18 protein-coding genes are annotated in these 14,448 nt (G+C 48.7%); 17 read left to right on the top strand and 1 reads right to left on the bottom strand.

Features of this window, described 5'->3' with window-relative positions; translation table 11 throughout:
* The first annotated feature begins 25 nt into the window (after positions 1-25).
* The 4 genes from AUC31_RS13235 to AUC31_RS13220 all read left to right on the top strand — a co-directional run bounded on the left by AUC31_RS13235 (position 26) and on the right by AUC31_RS13220 (position 3,838).
* Positions 26-964 (top strand): carbohydrate kinase family protein, encoded by a 939-nt coding sequence (locus tag AUC31_RS13235; protein ID WP_058382738.1) that lies wholly within the window; start codon positions 26-28, stop codon positions 962-964.
* Positions 965-981: 17 nt separating this feature from the next.
* Positions 982-1,428: an OsmC family protein gene (locus AUC31_RS13230; protein WP_058382739.1), complete on the top strand. Its 447-nt coding sequence runs from the start codon at positions 982-984 to the stop codon at positions 1,426-1,428.
* Positions 1,429-1,577: 149 nt separating this feature from the next.
* Positions 1,578-3,170, top strand: coding sequence for an ATP-binding protein (locus AUC31_RS13225; protein WP_058382740.1), 1,593 nt, complete (start codon positions 1,578-1,580; stop codon positions 3,168-3,170).
* Positions 3,170-3,838, top strand: a complete 669-nt coding sequence (locus AUC31_RS13220) for a response regulator (RefSeq protein ID WP_058382741.1) — start codon at positions 3,170-3,172, stop codon at positions 3,836-3,838. The genes AUC31_RS13225 and AUC31_RS13220 overlap by 1 nt, the downstream gene beginning before the upstream one ends.
* A 112-nt stretch (positions 3,839-3,950) precedes the next feature.
* On the opposite strand, the gene AUC31_RS13215 is transcribed toward AUC31_RS13220, so the two are convergent.
* Positions 3,951-4,163, bottom strand: a complete 213-nt coding sequence (locus tag AUC31_RS13215; protein WP_058382742.1) for a hypothetical protein — start codon at positions 4,161-4,163, stop codon at positions 3,951-3,953.
* A gap of 218 nt (positions 4,164-4,381) precedes the next feature.
* Between AUC31_RS13215 and AUC31_RS13210 the strand changes: the two genes are divergently transcribed.
* From AUC31_RS13210 to AUC31_RS13150, 13 genes are all read left to right on the top strand, one after another.
* On the top strand, positions 4,382-5,389 hold the full coding sequence (locus tag AUC31_RS13210) for a tripartite tricarboxylate transporter substrate binding protein (protein WP_058382743.1): 1,008 nt from the start codon (positions 4,382-4,384) through the stop codon (positions 5,387-5,389).
* Between the two features lie 112 nt (positions 5,390-5,501).
* Positions 5,502-5,960 (top strand): tripartite tricarboxylate transporter TctB family protein, encoded by a 459-nt coding sequence (locus AUC31_RS13205; protein ID WP_058382744.1) that lies wholly within the window; start codon positions 5,502-5,504, stop codon positions 5,958-5,960.
* 15 nt (positions 5,961-5,975) lie between these two features.
* Positions 5,976-7,478 carry a tripartite tricarboxylate transporter permease gene (locus tag AUC31_RS13200; RefSeq protein WP_058382745.1) on the top strand — a complete coding sequence of 501 codons (1,503 nt, stop codon included), beginning with the start codon at positions 5,976-5,978 and terminating at the stop codon, positions 7,476-7,478.
* An 11-nt stretch (positions 7,479-7,489) separates the two neighbouring features.
* Complete coding sequence (locus AUC31_RS13195; protein WP_237150613.1) at positions 7,490-8,869, top strand: SLC13 family permease; 1,380 nt, start codon at positions 7,490-7,492, stop codon at positions 8,867-8,869.
* A gap of 129 nt (positions 8,870-8,998) precedes the next feature.
* Positions 8,999-9,385, top strand: a complete 387-nt coding sequence (locus AUC31_RS13190; protein WP_058382746.1) for a DUF302 domain-containing protein — start codon at positions 8,999-9,001, stop codon at positions 9,383-9,385.
* A gap of 28 nt (positions 9,386-9,413) precedes the next feature.
* A complete protein-coding gene (locus tag AUC31_RS13185) occupies positions 9,414-10,532 on the top strand; it encodes an MBL fold metallo-hydrolase (RefSeq protein ID WP_058382747.1) in 1,119 nt (372 codons plus the stop codon).
* Positions 10,533-10,703: 171 nt separating this feature from the next.
* On the top strand, positions 10,704-10,964 hold the full coding sequence (locus tag AUC31_RS13180; protein ID WP_058382748.1) for a metal-sensitive transcriptional regulator: 261 nt from the start codon (positions 10,704-10,706) through the stop codon (positions 10,962-10,964).
* Positions 10,965-11,124: 160 nt separating this feature from the next.
* A complete protein-coding gene (locus tag AUC31_RS13175; RefSeq protein WP_058382749.1) occupies positions 11,125-11,604 on the top strand; it encodes a DsrE/DsrF/DrsH-like family protein in 480 nt (159 codons plus the stop codon).
* 29 nt (positions 11,605-11,633) lie between these two features.
* On the top strand, positions 11,634-11,999 hold the full coding sequence (locus AUC31_RS13170) for a rhodanese-like domain-containing protein (RefSeq protein ID WP_058382750.1): 366 nt from the start codon (positions 11,634-11,636) through the stop codon (positions 11,997-11,999).
* A gap of 18 nt (positions 12,000-12,017) precedes the next feature.
* Positions 12,018-12,314 carry a rhodanese-like domain-containing protein gene (locus tag AUC31_RS13165; RefSeq protein ID WP_058382751.1) on the top strand — a complete coding sequence of 99 codons (297 nt, stop codon included), beginning with the start codon at positions 12,018-12,020 and terminating at the stop codon, positions 12,312-12,314.
* Between the two features lie 45 nt (positions 12,315-12,359).
* A complete protein-coding gene (locus tag AUC31_RS13160; RefSeq protein ID WP_058382752.1) occupies positions 12,360-12,917 on the top strand; it encodes a sulfurtransferase TusA family protein in 558 nt (185 codons plus the stop codon).
* Between the two features lie 103 nt (positions 12,918-13,020).
* A complete protein-coding gene (locus AUC31_RS13155; RefSeq protein WP_058382753.1) occupies positions 13,021-14,142 on the top strand; it encodes an MBL fold metallo-hydrolase in 1,122 nt (373 codons plus the stop codon).
* Positions 14,143-14,194: 52 nt separating this feature from the next.
* A complete protein-coding gene (locus AUC31_RS13150) occupies positions 14,195-14,422 on the top strand; it encodes a sulfurtransferase TusA family protein (protein ID WP_058382754.1) in 228 nt (75 codons plus the stop codon).
* The last annotated feature ends 26 nt before the right edge of the window (positions 14,423-14,448 follow it).

Here is a 14,448-nt window from a genome sequence, read left to right as displayed (position 1 = left end):
GTTCTTTGGAGAAGGGGAGAAAAGTATGGAAGCTAACAGGCACGTCCTGATTTACGGCGACGCGTTTGTCGACTATATCGCAACGACTAAAAACAACGATTTATTCGATTTGTATCTCGGAGGCGCCACCGTCAACGTCTCGGCAGGCGTCAGCCGTCTCGGAGTCCCGTCGGCATTCATCACGATTACCGGGGATGATGAGATTTCGGACTTTTTCTGCCAGGCACTGCGGGCGGAAGGTGTCGATTTGACGCATTCAATTAAACGTCCGGAAAAGCGCATCAGCGGCGTATATATTCATTTAACGGAAACGAACGACCGGGTTTTCGCTTCCTATGATAATGAAACGCCTGATTTGCAAGTAAAGGCAGACGAGCTGGCGGGAGAAGCGTTCGAATCGGCTAGTCTGTTCCATTTTTGCTCAGGGACGCTGTTTCATCCGGAAGCGCGTGAAACGACGGCGCAGGCTTTGGAATTGGCGAAGTCTCACGGCGTGATTTGTTCATACGATGTTAATATCCGGCCGCTGCGCTGGGAAAGCGAGGAGTTGTGCCGTCAAACCGTCCTGCGCTTTTTGCCGCAGGCGGATATTTTGAAATTGACGGTCGAAGAATTATTGTTCCTCATGGAAGCTGATTCAATGGAAGCGGGCATCGAGCGCCTGAAGGCTTACGGGCTGCCTGTCGTTTTTGTCACGGACGGGGAACATGGCACGCATGCGGTATATAAAGACGAGACGATCCATGTGCCGGTCGTGCCGGTCAAGCCTGTCGATACGACGGGGGCCGGAGATGCGTTCATGGCAGGCATCATCCGCCATGTCCATTTAAACGGCATGCCAAAAAACCAGGAACAATTGATTGCTTGCGCAGGCTTTGGCAATAAGCTGGGGGCTCTTTGTGCAACACGGGCGGGAGCCATCACAGCGATGCCGCGAAGCGAAGATATGGAAGATTGGAAATAGAAGAGGAGGAAACAGCAATGGCTTTGCATAGTTTTCATTTAACAGCAGACTGGCCCGGCAATCGAAACGATGTCGGGACAATCGAATCGGGGAATTTGAAGACGCAAATCTCGATTCCCCCGGAAATGGACGGCCCAGGGGTCGGCACCAATCCGGACGAAATGCTGCTCGGTGCGGCAGCGACCTGCTATATCATCACGCTCGCCGCGATGATGGAGCGCAGCAAACTTGCAAAAGAGTCGCTGACAATGGAGTCGGAAGGAATCGTTGAAGTCGAAAATGGCGTCATCACCTATAAAAAGATTATCCACCGCCCGAAAGTCGTATTGTCGGCGGATGCAGGGGAAAAGGAATTCAAGCTGGCGCACAAACTCGCGGAAAAAGCAGAATCTTCCTGCATGATTACGCGCGCCATTCAAGGAAATGTCGCAGTCGAACTGGAAGCCGATATTACAAGAGCATAAAGCGAAGCCCTGATTTTCCATTTTGGAGAACAGGGCTTTTTAGTGGTAAAATAATGTTTTTAGAGAATTCTAATATTTTTTCTTTCGGCCGTTTCGGGATATGGTAGACTACATTTAATGAAAAACGGTCTATACAGGGGACGGGTGCCATGAAAAAATTATCGCTGCAAACCAAAATCATCCTGCTGACGACTTCGCTCGTGCTGTTGACAACAGTGGTGTTCGGCGGGATTTTGAGCTATCAGGAAATTGCGGAAATCAAAGAGAACATCGGCCAGCGAGCGCAGGAAACGGCGATCGGCATTTCAGCCATGCCGACGATCGTCGAAGCGATGGACGACGAGGAACCGGCGCTGCAAATCCAGCCGATCGCTGAGTATTTGCGCAAGCAAGTGGGCGCAGAGTTCATCGTCATCGGCAATAGGGAGAGCATCCGCTATTCGCATCCCGATCCCGACAAAATCGGAAAACGAATGGTCGGCGGCGATAACGAGCGCGCCCTTCAAGAAGGCAAAGTCTATGTGTCCGAAGCATTCGGCTCGCTCGGCAGAAGCCTGCGCGGCAAAGCGCCGATCTATGACGGTGACGGGCGCGTCATCGGTGTGGTGTCGGTGGGATATATGATTGACGATATCGAAGCAATCATTTTCGGCAATATTATGGACGTGATGGCGCTGGCTCTATTGACACTCGTCATCGGCGTCCTGGGCAGCATCCTGCTGGCGAAGAATATCCGGAAAGATACGCTCGGGCTTGAACCCCGTGAAATCGCCCGTTTGTACCAGGACCGGGAAGCTTTGCTGTCATCGATTATCGAAGGGGTCATCGCCATCGATAAAGACGGCCGCATCACAGAGTTGAACAGCTCCGCAGAAAAAATGCTCGCCATGGACCAAAGTTTTCTCCATACACCGTCCGATGACATATTGCCGGAACTCAGGATGGGCGAAACTTTGACGACAGGGAATTCATGGAAGAACAAAGAAATCCTCATTGGCGGTACCGTTTTTATTGTCAATCAAAAGCCGATTTGGGCAGAAGGGGAAATGGTCGGTGCCGTTTCGACATTCCGTGAAAAAACGGAAGTGCAGGAAGTGCTGGAAACCCTTTCGGAAATCCGCCAATACTCGGAAAGCCTGAGGGCGCAAACGCATGAATACGCCAATAAGCTGTATGCCATATCCGGGCTTCTGCAATTGGAAGAGACCGAGGAAGCGGTCCGGCTGATCCAGCAAGAGACCCATCATCATGAAAAGCAGACGAAGCATACGCTGAATCATATCGAAGATAAAAAAGTCCAGGCGATTCTGCTCGGCAAAATGGGGAAAGCTTCCGAAGCAAAAGTCGAGCTGTCGGTGGATGAAAACAGTTCGCTCGCCAAATTGCCTGCTCATGTTGATATCTCCAAAGTCATTCACATTGTCGGGAATTTGATCGACAATGCCATTGAAGAAGTCGAGTCGAGCGACAGAAAAGAAGTGTCTTTCTTCATTACCGATATCGGCAACGACTTGGTCATTGAAGTGCAGGACAGCGGGCGGGGAATTGAAACCGAAAACCTCGATCAATTTTTCATGCAAGGATTCTCCACGAAACTGGAAAAAGCGGACAGAGGCTACGGCTTGGCGATCGTCAAACAAGCGGTCGAAGACTTGAATGGCTGGATTGAGGTGGATTCAACGCCGCAGCGCGGGACGGTATTCAGCGTCTTTATCCCGAAAAAAACGATGGAGGTGGCATAATGCTGCGGGTAGTGATTGCAGAAGATGATTTTCGTGTCGCGCAAGTGCACGAGAAATTTTTAGCAAAGATCAAACAAGTGGAACTGGCGGCGAAAGCAAAAGACTGCGCTGAGACACTGGCGGCGGTCAAACAAGAGCGGCCGGATTTGGTGCTATTGGATAATTACATGCCGGACGGGCTCGGCATCGAGTTGATCGATGAGTTAAGGAAAGAAAGCCCGGAGACCGACGTCATTCTCGTCTCGGCAGCAAACGAGAGGGAGTATATCGAAACGGCGCTGCGCAAAGGCGTAAAAGGCATCATCTTAAAGCCAGCCGAACTTAGCCAGTTCACTGCAACCATCGAGAAATACCGGAAAGACAGGGAAAAGCTGTCGAACCAAGAAACCATCGACCAGGAGTATTTGGATGAACTGTTTGGCGTCAAGGCAGTCAAAAAAGAAGCGCCAGCAGTCAAAGGCATCGATCCGCTGACGATGCAGAAAGTGCAGAAATTGTTGGAGCAATACGAGGAAGGCGTAACGGCTGAGAAGATGGGCGAAGAGATGGGCGCTTCCCGTACGACCGCCAGGCGCTATCTGGAATATTTGGTGTCGACGGATGATTGCTACGCTGAGCTTGGATACGGGATTGTCGGCAGGCCGGAACGGAAATACTTTGTTAAATGAAGTGAAGGCGAGTGACAAGCTCTGGCAGACACACTTCTCTAGAGTTCCCCAAAAAAGCAACTCCCTGAATTAGGGGAGTTGCTTTTTTGCGTTATCGTTTCGTTGTCGGCAATCAGTCGGTGTGGCATTCGAAATGAGTCATTTGCCAACCGTTTTTCTCGATTTCAGGAAATCCGCCCAACTCGTAACAGCGGTCGGCTGCTTCGGTCACTTCTACATAACGAAAATAGCTTTGTGCCATGATGGCGCTTCCTATGCTGAGAGCTAGTATGATGCTGAGCGCAATGGCCGCCATGCCGGGAGTTGCATCTGGTAGGCGTTTCATAGTGGGCCTCCTTAAAGTTTACTCTTTAAACTCTAGCATAACTCCCTGTAGTTTCCTATTAATGAAATATCAGTAAACCAAGTCATTTAGCATGAACTTTATGAACAAAATGTTCACAAAATCCTTTATACAGCTTATTTTGCAAACGGTTACATTCTGAAAATTCACAGTTATACTTCAACTCATAAGAAAACTACTTGAACTGAGGGGGAAATAAAATGAAGAAAACGATTTTTGCCAGTGTCTTGACTGTAAGCGCTTTAGCATTCGCCGGGTGCGGATCCGAAGATACGGCCAACACAGCAGGAGAAGACGGAACCTTCGAACCGTCGAAAGGGATTGAAATGGTGGCGCCGGCCGGGTCAGGCGGCGGCTGGGATACGACAGCTCGTGAAGTTGCCCGGGTCTTCGGCGAAACGGGAATCATCGATGAAAACATGACCGTCATCAACCGTGAAGGCGGAGGCGGGGCAATCGGATGGGCTTATGTCCACGCAAAAGAAGGCGACGCCCACAGCATGTTCGTCGCTTCACCGCCACTGATGTTCGTGCCGCTCAACGGCCAATCGGAACATGGGCATGAAGACTTTACGCCGCTTGCCAATATGATTGCTGACTACGGCGCGTTCGCGGTTCGTGAAGATAGCGAATTTGAAGATTTGAACGATCTATTCGACCAAATGAAAGACGATCCGGAAAGCATCACCGTTATCGGTACTTCCGCTCCAGGGAGCATGGACCATATGCAATTTGTCCGCATCGCCAAAGCGGCAGGCGTGGACCCGACAAAGATCAAATACGTTTCTGACCAAGAAGGCGGTGCTTTGACAGCGGTTCTGAACGGTTCGGTAGATGTGTTCTCGACAGGTGTCGGTGAAACAATCGAGCAAGTGCGTGCCGGCAATATCAAAGTTCTGGGTGTGACGGCAGAAGAACGCATGGAAGGGGAAGTGCTTTCCGAATTCCCGACAGCGATCGAGCAAGGCATCGATGAGAGCTTCGTCAACTGGCGCGGATTCTTCGGGCCTCCAGGCATGGACGAGGCAGCGGTCGATTATTACGAAGCCAAATTCCAGGAATTGAGTGAATCCGAAGAATTTGCGGAAGTCCGCGAGAAATACGGCTGGAACGAAATGTATATGGGCAGTGAAGAATACAGCGAATTCCTCGAAGGCGAAAAAGAGGAAATTGCCGCATTGCTCGAGGAAATTGGATTAGGCCAATAAAATTTTCTTTGCCACAGAACATATAGCTGCCTAAGCAGCTCAAAAGTAAAAAAGTGAAACCGGATCTTTAGCATTCGGTTTCTCTCTTTTCAGTCAAAAGGAGGCGTTTCGTTTGCTTGCAAGCATAAACCGGAAGTTGGGGCTGCTGATTTTCATTATTGCGGCCGTCTATTTATATTTAAGTTTTCAATTGCCCAATTACGAATATGCCCCGATCGATGCGGATGTCATTCCGAAGGGCTTGGGCATCTTGTTATTGGTGCTGTCCGTCTTCCTGTTCTTTTCCCGTGTAGTGGAAACGGATGCCGAAAAGGAAAAGCGCAATATCCCCAAAAAAGAACTGGGGGTCATTGCCGCGGTATTTGCCATGATTTTTGTCTACATTCTATTGTTTGAAGCGATCGGCTTTATCATCACGACGGCCTTATTCATTTTCTTCTGTTCGTGGTTTTTAGGTTATAGAGCATGGAAGACAAATATATTGGTCTCTCTTCTGTTCCCGATTGTTATGTATGCTATTTTCGTTTTCGCGCTGGGAATTGTCTTGCCGCGCGGCATCTTGCCATTTTAAGGAGGGAGTTTCCATATGGATGCATTTCAAGGTCTATTGACCGGTTTTCAAGTTGCCTTAAGTCTAGAAGGGATCATGTTCGTACTGATCGGCGTTGTCGTCGGTACTTTGATCGGGATGATGCCAGGGCTAGGCCCGATCAGCGCCATTGCGATCATGATTCCGATTACATACGGGATGGACCCGGCACCGGCACTCGTCATGATGGCGGGCGTCTATTACGGGGCTGTATTCGGCGGGTCGACTTCTTCGATCCTGTTGAACGCCCCGGGAATTTCCGGAACGGTCGCTACAGCATTCGACGGCTATCCGATGGCCCAGCAAGGGAAGGCCGGGAAAGCGCTGGCCATTGCGGCGATTTCTTCATTCATCGGAGGGACCGTCTCGGTCGTCCTCTTGATGCTGCTCGCGCCGGCGCTCTCGAGCGTAGCGATTTCTTTCGGGCCGCCAGCGTATTTCGCCTTGATGTTCATGGGCTTGACCGCGATTTCCAGTCTTTCTGAAGGCTCGACGATCAAAGCGATGATCGCAGCCGTCGCAGGCTTCATGGTCGTCACGATCGGCATCGACCCGCAGACAGGGACGCAGCGTTTTACATTCGGGAACGTTAACTTGTTCGACGGATTCGACTTTTTGATCATCGCACTCGGCCTCTTTGCGGTCGCTGAAGTTTGCATGCTGATCCTGAACCGCAAAAACCGCAGCTTGAGCGACGACCAGAAACTGGGCAGCTTGAAGTTGTCCAAGGCAGACTTGAAAGAAATGAGCGGGCCAGTCAGCCGCCAGTCGTTTGTCGGATTTTTGCTCGGCGTCTTGCCAGGTGCAGGAGCGACCATCGCTTCTTTCATCAGTTATATTTTTGAAAAACGAATCGCTAAAAATCCTGAAGAGTTCGGGAAAGGGTCCATCAAAGGGCTCGCAGCACCTGAAAGTTCCAATAACGCCGCGACAAGCGGTGCGTTCGTCCCGCTTTTGAGCTTAGGGATTCCAGGTTCGGGTACGACGGCTGTCATGTTGGGCGCGTTCCTTGTGCTTGGCGTACAGCCAGGACCGCTCTTGATGACCGACCGCCCGGAAATCTTCTGGGGCATCATCGCTTCCATGTATCTCGGGAACGTGTTCCTGTTGATCTTGAACTTGCCATTGATTCCATATTTGGCAAAAATCTTGAGCATTCCACGTCCTTTACTGATCTCCCTCGTCATCATGTTTAGTTTAATCGGCGTCTATTCGATCAGCTTCAACGTCTTTGACCTATACATGCTGCTGGTATTCGGCGCATTAGGATTTGCGATGCGGATCTTTTCATTCCCAGCACCGCCATTCATCTTGGCATTTATCCTTGGAGGCATGATGGAGCAGGCTTTCCGCCAATCCATGACCATCTCCAACGGCAGCTTGAGCATTTTTGTCGATACTCCGCTTCCGCTATCCTTGCTCTTGGTTGCACTCGTTTCACTATTGGTTCCGGCATTCCTGAAATGGAGAAGCAATAGGCTGGCATATAAACAACGTTAAGGGGTGGAAAAGTGAGAAACTCTAAGCTAGTGCCGCGTATTCTTGCTTTTCTGCTGGCCGCCGGTTTTGCTCTTTTATGGGCGTTCGGTTTATTGGATGCTTATACGGATGACCAGAAACTGACGCTGCTATTGCTTGGCATCGCCATTGGTTTGTGGACGGTAAGCGCCATGCCGCTCGGCGCTTCGAGTCTTCTGGTGCTCGGCCTGCTGCTGCTTTTCCGTTTAACGGAAGAGCCGGAGCAGGCTTTTGCCGGTTTTCTGTCGGATGCGCTTTATTTTATCCTGGCACTGACTTTGATTTCCAAAGTGCTGGTGAAAGCGAGAGCCGATCAAGTCTTTGTCGGCGTGTTATTGAAAATGAGCAAAGGGAAAGTCCAGCGGCTATTGGTCGGCTTGCCGCTATTGATCGTCTTTTTGCCGATCCTGCTGCCTTCCGCTGTCGCCAGGTTCCGCATTCTTGAGCCGATCATCGAGCAAGTGAACGACCGTTTTGCACTCGGCAAGAGAAGCGTGTTCCGCCAATTCAGCTTTTATGTCATCGGCATGATGAACCAGAACTCGACGATGATCGTCTTCACCGGCGGCGGATTCCCGATTTTAGCGGCTCAATTGCTGAGTGATTTCGGAGGCATCCAAATTTCATGGCTCGGCTGGTTTGTGCGCATCGCACCTGCGCTTTGGCTGTCACTGCTATTGGTCAGTTTCGGTGTCTGGTTCTTCTTTAAACGCCGCAGTGGTGCCGTGCCTCAGATGGAGCAGATGGAATTTGCACCTGCCGCCCGCTTGCCGGAACGTTTTTGGTGGGTGATCATTCCGTTTTTCGCCATGATCATCAGCTGGATCGTCATCGATCAGGAACAGATTCCGCTTATCGTGGGGCCTTTCCTGTTGCTCGCTTATTATGCATTGCCGGTGAATGGGCTTGTTGATGACCGGCTCGTCCGGGATTACGACTGGGAAACTTTCCTATTGCTCGGCGCCTCATTTTCACTTGGCTATTTAATAGAAGAAAACGGAACGGCCGGTGTCCTGGCGAGCCAATTGATTCAACTGCTGCCAGCAGGAATGGGCCAGGGGGTAAATATTATTTTTATCGCTTGTCTCATTTTCCTATTGCGCTTTTTGTTTGTCGTGCCTTCCACATCGATGATTGTCATTTTTCCAATCATCGTCAGTTTTGCAGAAATGTTGGGCTTGCCGATTTTGCCAATGGCGTTTTTATTGATCATGATCATCGGCGGCGTCACCATCTTGCCGATTCATTCCCCCACAACTTTTTTAGCTTTTCAAAAAGGGGCATTTTCCCAGCGTGAACAATTGCTCATCGGCAGTTTTTCAAGTGCTGTCATCACGGCAATCGCCATCCTTTTTGCGGTTTTCATCTGGTGATGAACAATTATCTTGGCCAGCCTTTCTAGAAGGCTGGCCTTTTTGTTTGAGTATGGGTGATATGTTTAGTTGAAAAAATAGGGGGTAGGGTAATTCTAGAAGCGTTTTAAATAAGAGGAGGCAGAAAAAATGTTTGATTACACCGTTACGACTAGCAAATCTGTAGATGAAGCAGTGGCATCGCTCGAGGAAAACTTGAAAGAAGAGCAGTTCGGCGTCTTATGGAACTTCGATTTGACGGCAAAACTTCAGGAAAAGGGGCAGGACTTCGATACATCTTATAAAATCTTGGAAGTGTGCAATCCGAAAGAAGCGAATACGGTACTCTCTGAAAACTTGATGGTCGGCTATTTCCTGCCATGCAAAATCGTTGTTTATAAAGATGGGGAAGAAACGAAGATTGGCATGCCAAAGCCGACCTCACTGATTGGCATGGCTGAAGATGGCGGCAAATTGACTGAAGTGGCTGCAGATATCGAAAACCGCTTGATCAGCTGCATCGACCGAACCGCATAAATGTAAAACTATATGGAGGGATTTTCACATGACAGTTAAGTTTGCATCTGCTGAAGAAATTGCAGAAAAAGTAATGAACAATGAACCTGTTGCCATTCTCGATGTCCGCAGCAAAGAAGATGTGGAAAATTGGCATGTAGAAGGCAGCCAAGTGGAATTGCATAATATTCCGTTCAATAAAATAGAAGAAAGCAGCGAAGAAATCAACAAGCTGCCGAAGGAAAAGCCGCTCTATACAATGTGTGCAAAAGGCAATACATCGAAGAAAGCGGCGGAGTACCTGCAGGACCAAGGATTTGAAAACATCATTTCCATTGAAGGCGGGATGGCTTCCTGGAGTGAACAATTGGAACCGGTGAAAATTGGGGACTTGAAGACTGGCGGCGCGATCTATCAATTTGTCCGGGTCGGCAAGGGCTGCCTGTCTTATTTGATTGAATCGGATGGCGAAGCGGCAGTGGTCGATGCGGCACGAATGACCGAACCGTATGAAAACTTCGCAAAAGAGCATTCGGCGAAAATCACTCATGTGTTGGATACCCATCTCCATGCCGACCACATTTCAGGCGGCCGAAGATTGGCCGAACAGTTCGGCGCACAGTATCACTTGCCGCCGGAAGACGCAGATGAAGTGGTATTCGGTTATGAACCAGTTGAAGATGGAACAATCGTGGAAGTAGGGAAAGCCAAGGTCAAGGCATTCTATTCGCCTGGCCACACGATCGGCAGTACCTCATTTATCGTCGACGATGAATATTTGCTGACAGGCGATATCCTGTTCATTGAATCGATCGGCCGTCCGGACCTTGCAGGGAAAGCGACGGATTGGGCAGAAGACCTGCATGAAACGCTTTATGAACGCTACGATGACCTGTCGAAAGACTTAATTGTCTTGCCTGCACATTATGCAGACGTCAAAGAAATGAACGAAGACGGCAGCGTCCACAAAAAACTCAGCGAGCTGTACAATCAAAATGAAGGGCTCAATATCGATGATGAAGAACGTTTCATCAAACGTGTGACGGAAAACTTGAAAGAGCAACCGAACGCTTATGAAGATATCCGCAAAACGAATATGGGGAAAATCATCCCATCCGAAGACGAACAAAAAGAAATGGAAACCGGCCCGAACAACTGCGCGGTCTAAGCAGTGCCGGCTATACAAGGGTCCCTGCTGTATTGGCGGGGACTTTACATGTTAAAATAACATCAGACAAAGTGAAAAGAACTTACGATTTTTTCGTTTGACATTATACCCTAAGGGGTATATTATAGGCATAACAACTTCACTTTATATTTTGAACAGGAGGCTTGTCTGATGGAATACGATAAAAAGATTGAAAACCGCCTCAAGCGGATTGAAGGCCAATTGCGCGGAGTCATCAAAATGGTCGAAGCAGACGGTGAATGCCGTGATGTAGTGACCCAGCTGTCAGCAGTAAGAAGCGCAGTGGACCGGACGATCGGAGTCATTGTCAGTGAAAACTTGCAGTCTTGTGTACGCGATAGCTTGGAAAAAGGCGAAAGTACGGAAGACGTCGTAAAAGAAGCGGTCGAGCTTCTCGTAAAAAGCCGTTAAAACGGGATAAAATAAAAAAGAAGTTTCCTGTTGACATAGTAGAATATATGCTTTAATATACCCTATAGGGTATTGAAAAGAAGTGCGGCGCCACTATAAAACGTTCTTTTTTTTGGAATAAAATATACCCATAGGGGTAATTATTGGAGGAATTTACAGAATGGCAGAACAGAAGAAGACAACAATCGTACTTTTCAGCGGAGATTATGACAAAGCAATGGCCGCTTACATTATCGCAAACGGGGCAGCAGCTTACGATCACGAAGTTACCATTTTCCATACATTCTGGGGATTGAATGCACTCCGCAAAGAAAATCCGCCAGCAATCAAAAAAGGCCGTCTCGAAACGATGTTCTCAAAAATGATGCCGCGCGGCGCTGATAAACTTGGCCTTTCCAATATGCAATTCGGGGGCATGGGCCCGAAACTGATCAAGCAAGTGATGAAAAAGCATAACGCAATGCCTTTGCCGGATCTGATCGAGATGGCTCAGGAGCAAGACATTAAATTGGTTGCCTGCACGATGACAATGGATCTTTTAGGTTTACAGAAGGAAGAGTTGCTTGACGATATCGTCTATGCAGGAGTTGCTGCTTACCTTGGCGACGCAGAAGACGGCAACGTCAACTTGTTTATCTAACTCCCAAAAGTGGAAAGGATGAAGTATAGATGGAATGGTTGCTCTGGATTGCAGTCGGGGTTATTGCCTATTTCGCGATCTCCCGCTTTACTGCACCAACTAAAGGAATCAAGACAATGTCCACTGACGAACTGAAACCTGCACTCGGCAAGAAAGATAAGCAGTATATCGATGTCCGGACGCCTGCAGAGTTCAAAGCGAACCATATTAAAGGCTTCAAGAACATTCCATTGAATGATTTGCCGAAGCGTGTAAATGAATTGTCGAAGGACAAAGAAACACTGGTCATCTGCCAAAGCGGCATGCGCAGCAGCAGAGCGAGCCAATTATTGAAGAAAAACGGATTTACCAATATAGTGAATATCAGAGGCGGAATGAGCAGTTACCGCGGATAATTTGAGGAGGAATTTAACATGAAAAGCATGACTACACAAGAAGTTCAGGAATACATCAAAAACAACCCTGAGGCGTCGCTGATCGATGTGCGCGAAACAGAAGAAGTCGCTGCAGGAAAAATTCCAGGAGCCGTCAATATTCCACTTGGCCTGTTGGAGTTCCGCTTGCCGGATATCGATAAATCGAAAGAACATATCATGATTTGCCGTTCTGGCAACCGCAGTGGCATGGCCAGCCGGTTATTGGAAGACCGCGGCTATAACGTTATCAATATGGACGGCGGCATGATGAACTGGGAAGGCGACACCGAGTAATCTTCAGCAACAGGCTCGGATTCATAAAAAGGAGGAGAATGATTAATGGTTCAAACAGATAAAGTATTGGACGCTAAAGGGCTCGCATGCCCAATGCCGATCGTCAAGACGAAAAAGGTAATGAAAGACATGGGTTCTGGTGAAGTATTGGAAGTCCAAGCAACTGATAAAGGGTCCACAGCCGATTTGCAGGCATGGGCGAAAAGCTCGGGCCATGAATACATCGGTACGGAAACAGAAGGGGACGTGTTGCTTCATTACTTGCGCAAAGACGGCGCAAATGAAGTAGAAGAGACGATTGAAATCCCTGAAGTATCGCTCGCTGATTTTCAAGCACGCGTTGAAAACGGTGATTCGTTGAACATTTTGGATGTTCGCGAGCAAGAAGAATACGATGAAGCGCATATCCCTGGCGTCAAGCATATTCCGCTCGGTGAAGTGGAAAATCGCATGAACGAATTGGATCAAAACCAAGAAATTTACATCATCTGCTATTCAGGCCGCAGAAGCGGAGTTGCTGGCGACATGATGGCGAAAAAAGGGTTCAAGACTTTGTATAACGTAGTGCCTGGCATGCGTGATTGGACTGGCAAAACCGAGTAATCGGGCCAGTCCTGGCGCCAAGCCGGAATGTGCTATCCAAGCTTGAGAAATATAGACAGTAATTTTTTTTGATATAAAATATACCCCGGGAGGTAATTTGTGTATGTCAGTAAAAGCAATGACAGCGGCGCAAGTAGCCCGCAAAGTAATTGATAACGAACCATTGTTCATCCTTGATGTCCGCAACGGCGACGCATTCGCTGATTGGAAAATCGAAGGAGGCAACATCCAGTACTTGAACATTCCATATTTTGATTTATTGGACGGCGTTGAAGAAGTCATCGATCAATTGCCGAAAGACCGCGATATTTTGGTCGTCTGCGCCAAAGAAGGATCTTCCATCATGGTGGCAGATATGCTTGCGGATGAAGGCGTGGAAACGGCTTATCTATCAGGCGGCATGAAAGCATGGAGCGAGCACTTGGAGCCGGTGAAAGTCGGCGATTTGAAAGATGGCGGAGAACTTTACCAATTTGTCCGCATCGGCAAAGGCTGCTTGTCTTACATGGCTATTTCAGGCGGGGAAGCGGCAGTCATTGACGCGACTCGCATGACGGATGTCTTCTTGAACTTCGCGCAGGAAAAAGGCGCAGCGATCAAGCACGTATTCGATTCCCACCTTCACGCGGACCATATCTCAGGCGGCCGCCAAATTGCACAAGCGACAGGCGCAACGTATTACTTGCCGCCAGCTGACGCTGAAGAAGTGGTGTTCGATTATACACCGCTTGAAGGCGGCTTTGACGCGGCATTCGGCAACTCGAAAGTTGAAGCGCTCTACTCGCCAGGACACACAATCGGTTCGACTTCATTCATCGTTGATGATCAGTACTTGATGACAGGTGATATCCTGTTCATCGATTCTATCGGACGCCCGGACCTTGCAGGGCTAGCGGAAGACTGGGTTGGCGATTTGCGCGAATCTCTATACAGCCGCTACCAAGCGCTTGCAAACGAATTGGTCGTTTTGCCGGCTCACTTCATGATCATGGATGAATTGAACGAAGACGGCAGCGTGGCGAAAAAATTGGGCGACTTGTTCAAAGAAAATCACGGATTGAATATCGAAGATGAGCAGGAGTTCCGCGATATGGTGACAAAGAATCTGCCACCACAGCCGAATGCTTACCAGGATATCCGCAAGACCAATATGGGCAAGATTACGCCAGAAGACGAAATGCAACGTGAAATGGAAATCGGCCCGAACCGCTGCGCCGTACGTTAAGTTGAATTAATAGCAAGTAACTATAATTAAACATTCTAAAGGAGAGATTTTGATGAACGCAGATAAAGTACTAGACGCAAAAGGCTTGGCTTGCCCAATGCCGATCGTAAAAACAAGAAAAGAAATGAAAGACATGGATTCCGGGCAAGTCTTGGAAATCCAAGCAACAGATAAAGGCGCTTCAGCAGATTTGACTGCTTGGGCGAAATCAGGCGGCCACGAGCTCTTGGAAGAGCAAGTCGATGGCGACGTGCTGAAGTTCTGGATCAAAAAGGGCTGAGCATCAGCCATCTAGATTGCAAAGAA

It is taken from the genome of Planococcus rifietoensis, assembly GCF_001465795.2.
Classification (GTDB): Bacteria; Bacillota; Bacilli; order Bacillales_A; family Planococcaceae; genus Planococcus; species Planococcus rifietoensis.
Note: the sequence above shows the minus strand (reverse complement) of the source record. Positions and strands in the feature narration are given on the sequence as shown.

What these genes read in the sequence shown, in the direction of transcription:
- AUC31_RS13235 (WP_058382738.1), top strand. Translation starts at nt 26, where the DNA reads ATGGAAGCTAACAGGCACGTCCTGATTTACGGCGACGCGTTTGTCGAC.
- AUC31_RS13230 (WP_058382739.1), top strand. Translation starts at nt 982, where the DNA reads ATGGCTTTGCATAGTTTTCATTTAACAGCAGACTGGCCCGGCAATCGA.
- AUC31_RS13225 (WP_058382740.1), top strand. Translation starts at nt 1,578, where the DNA reads ATGAAAAAATTATCGCTGCAAACCAAAATCATCCTGCTGACGACTTCG.
- AUC31_RS13220 (WP_058382741.1), top strand. Translation starts at nt 3,170, where the DNA reads ATGCTGCGGGTAGTGATTGCAGAAGATGATTTTCGTGTCGCGCAAGTG.
- AUC31_RS13215 (WP_058382742.1), bottom strand. Translation starts at nt 4,163, where the DNA reads ATGAAACGCCTACCAGATGCAACTCCCGGCATGGCGGCCATTGCGCTC.
- AUC31_RS13210 (WP_058382743.1), top strand. Translation starts at nt 4,382, where the DNA reads ATGAAGAAAACGATTTTTGCCAGTGTCTTGACTGTAAGCGCTTTAGCA.
- AUC31_RS13200 (WP_058382745.1), top strand. Translation starts at nt 5,976, where the DNA reads ATGGATGCATTTCAAGGTCTATTGACCGGTTTTCAAGTTGCCTTAAGT.
- AUC31_RS13190 (WP_058382746.1), top strand. Translation starts at nt 8,999, where the DNA reads ATGTTTGATTACACCGTTACGACTAGCAAATCTGTAGATGAAGCAGTG.
- AUC31_RS13185 (WP_058382747.1), top strand. Translation starts at nt 9,414, where the DNA reads ATGACAGTTAAGTTTGCATCTGCTGAAGAAATTGCAGAAAAAGTAATG.
- AUC31_RS13180 (WP_058382748.1), top strand. Translation starts at nt 10,704, where the DNA reads ATGGAATACGATAAAAAGATTGAAAACCGCCTCAAGCGGATTGAAGGC.
- AUC31_RS13175 (WP_058382749.1), top strand. Translation starts at nt 11,125, where the DNA reads ATGGCAGAACAGAAGAAGACAACAATCGTACTTTTCAGCGGAGATTAT.
- AUC31_RS13170 (WP_058382750.1), top strand. Translation starts at nt 11,634, where the DNA reads ATGGAATGGTTGCTCTGGATTGCAGTCGGGGTTATTGCCTATTTCGCG.
- AUC31_RS13165 (WP_058382751.1), top strand. Translation starts at nt 12,018, where the DNA reads ATGAAAAGCATGACTACACAAGAAGTTCAGGAATACATCAAAAACAAC.
- AUC31_RS13160 (WP_058382752.1), top strand. Translation starts at nt 12,360, where the DNA reads ATGGTTCAAACAGATAAAGTATTGGACGCTAAAGGGCTCGCATGCCCA.
- AUC31_RS13155 (WP_058382753.1), top strand. Translation starts at nt 13,021, where the DNA reads ATGTCAGTAAAAGCAATGACAGCGGCGCAAGTAGCCCGCAAAGTAATT.
- AUC31_RS13150 (WP_058382754.1), top strand. Translation starts at nt 14,195, where the DNA reads ATGAACGCAGATAAAGTACTAGACGCAAAAGGCTTGGCTTGCCCAATG.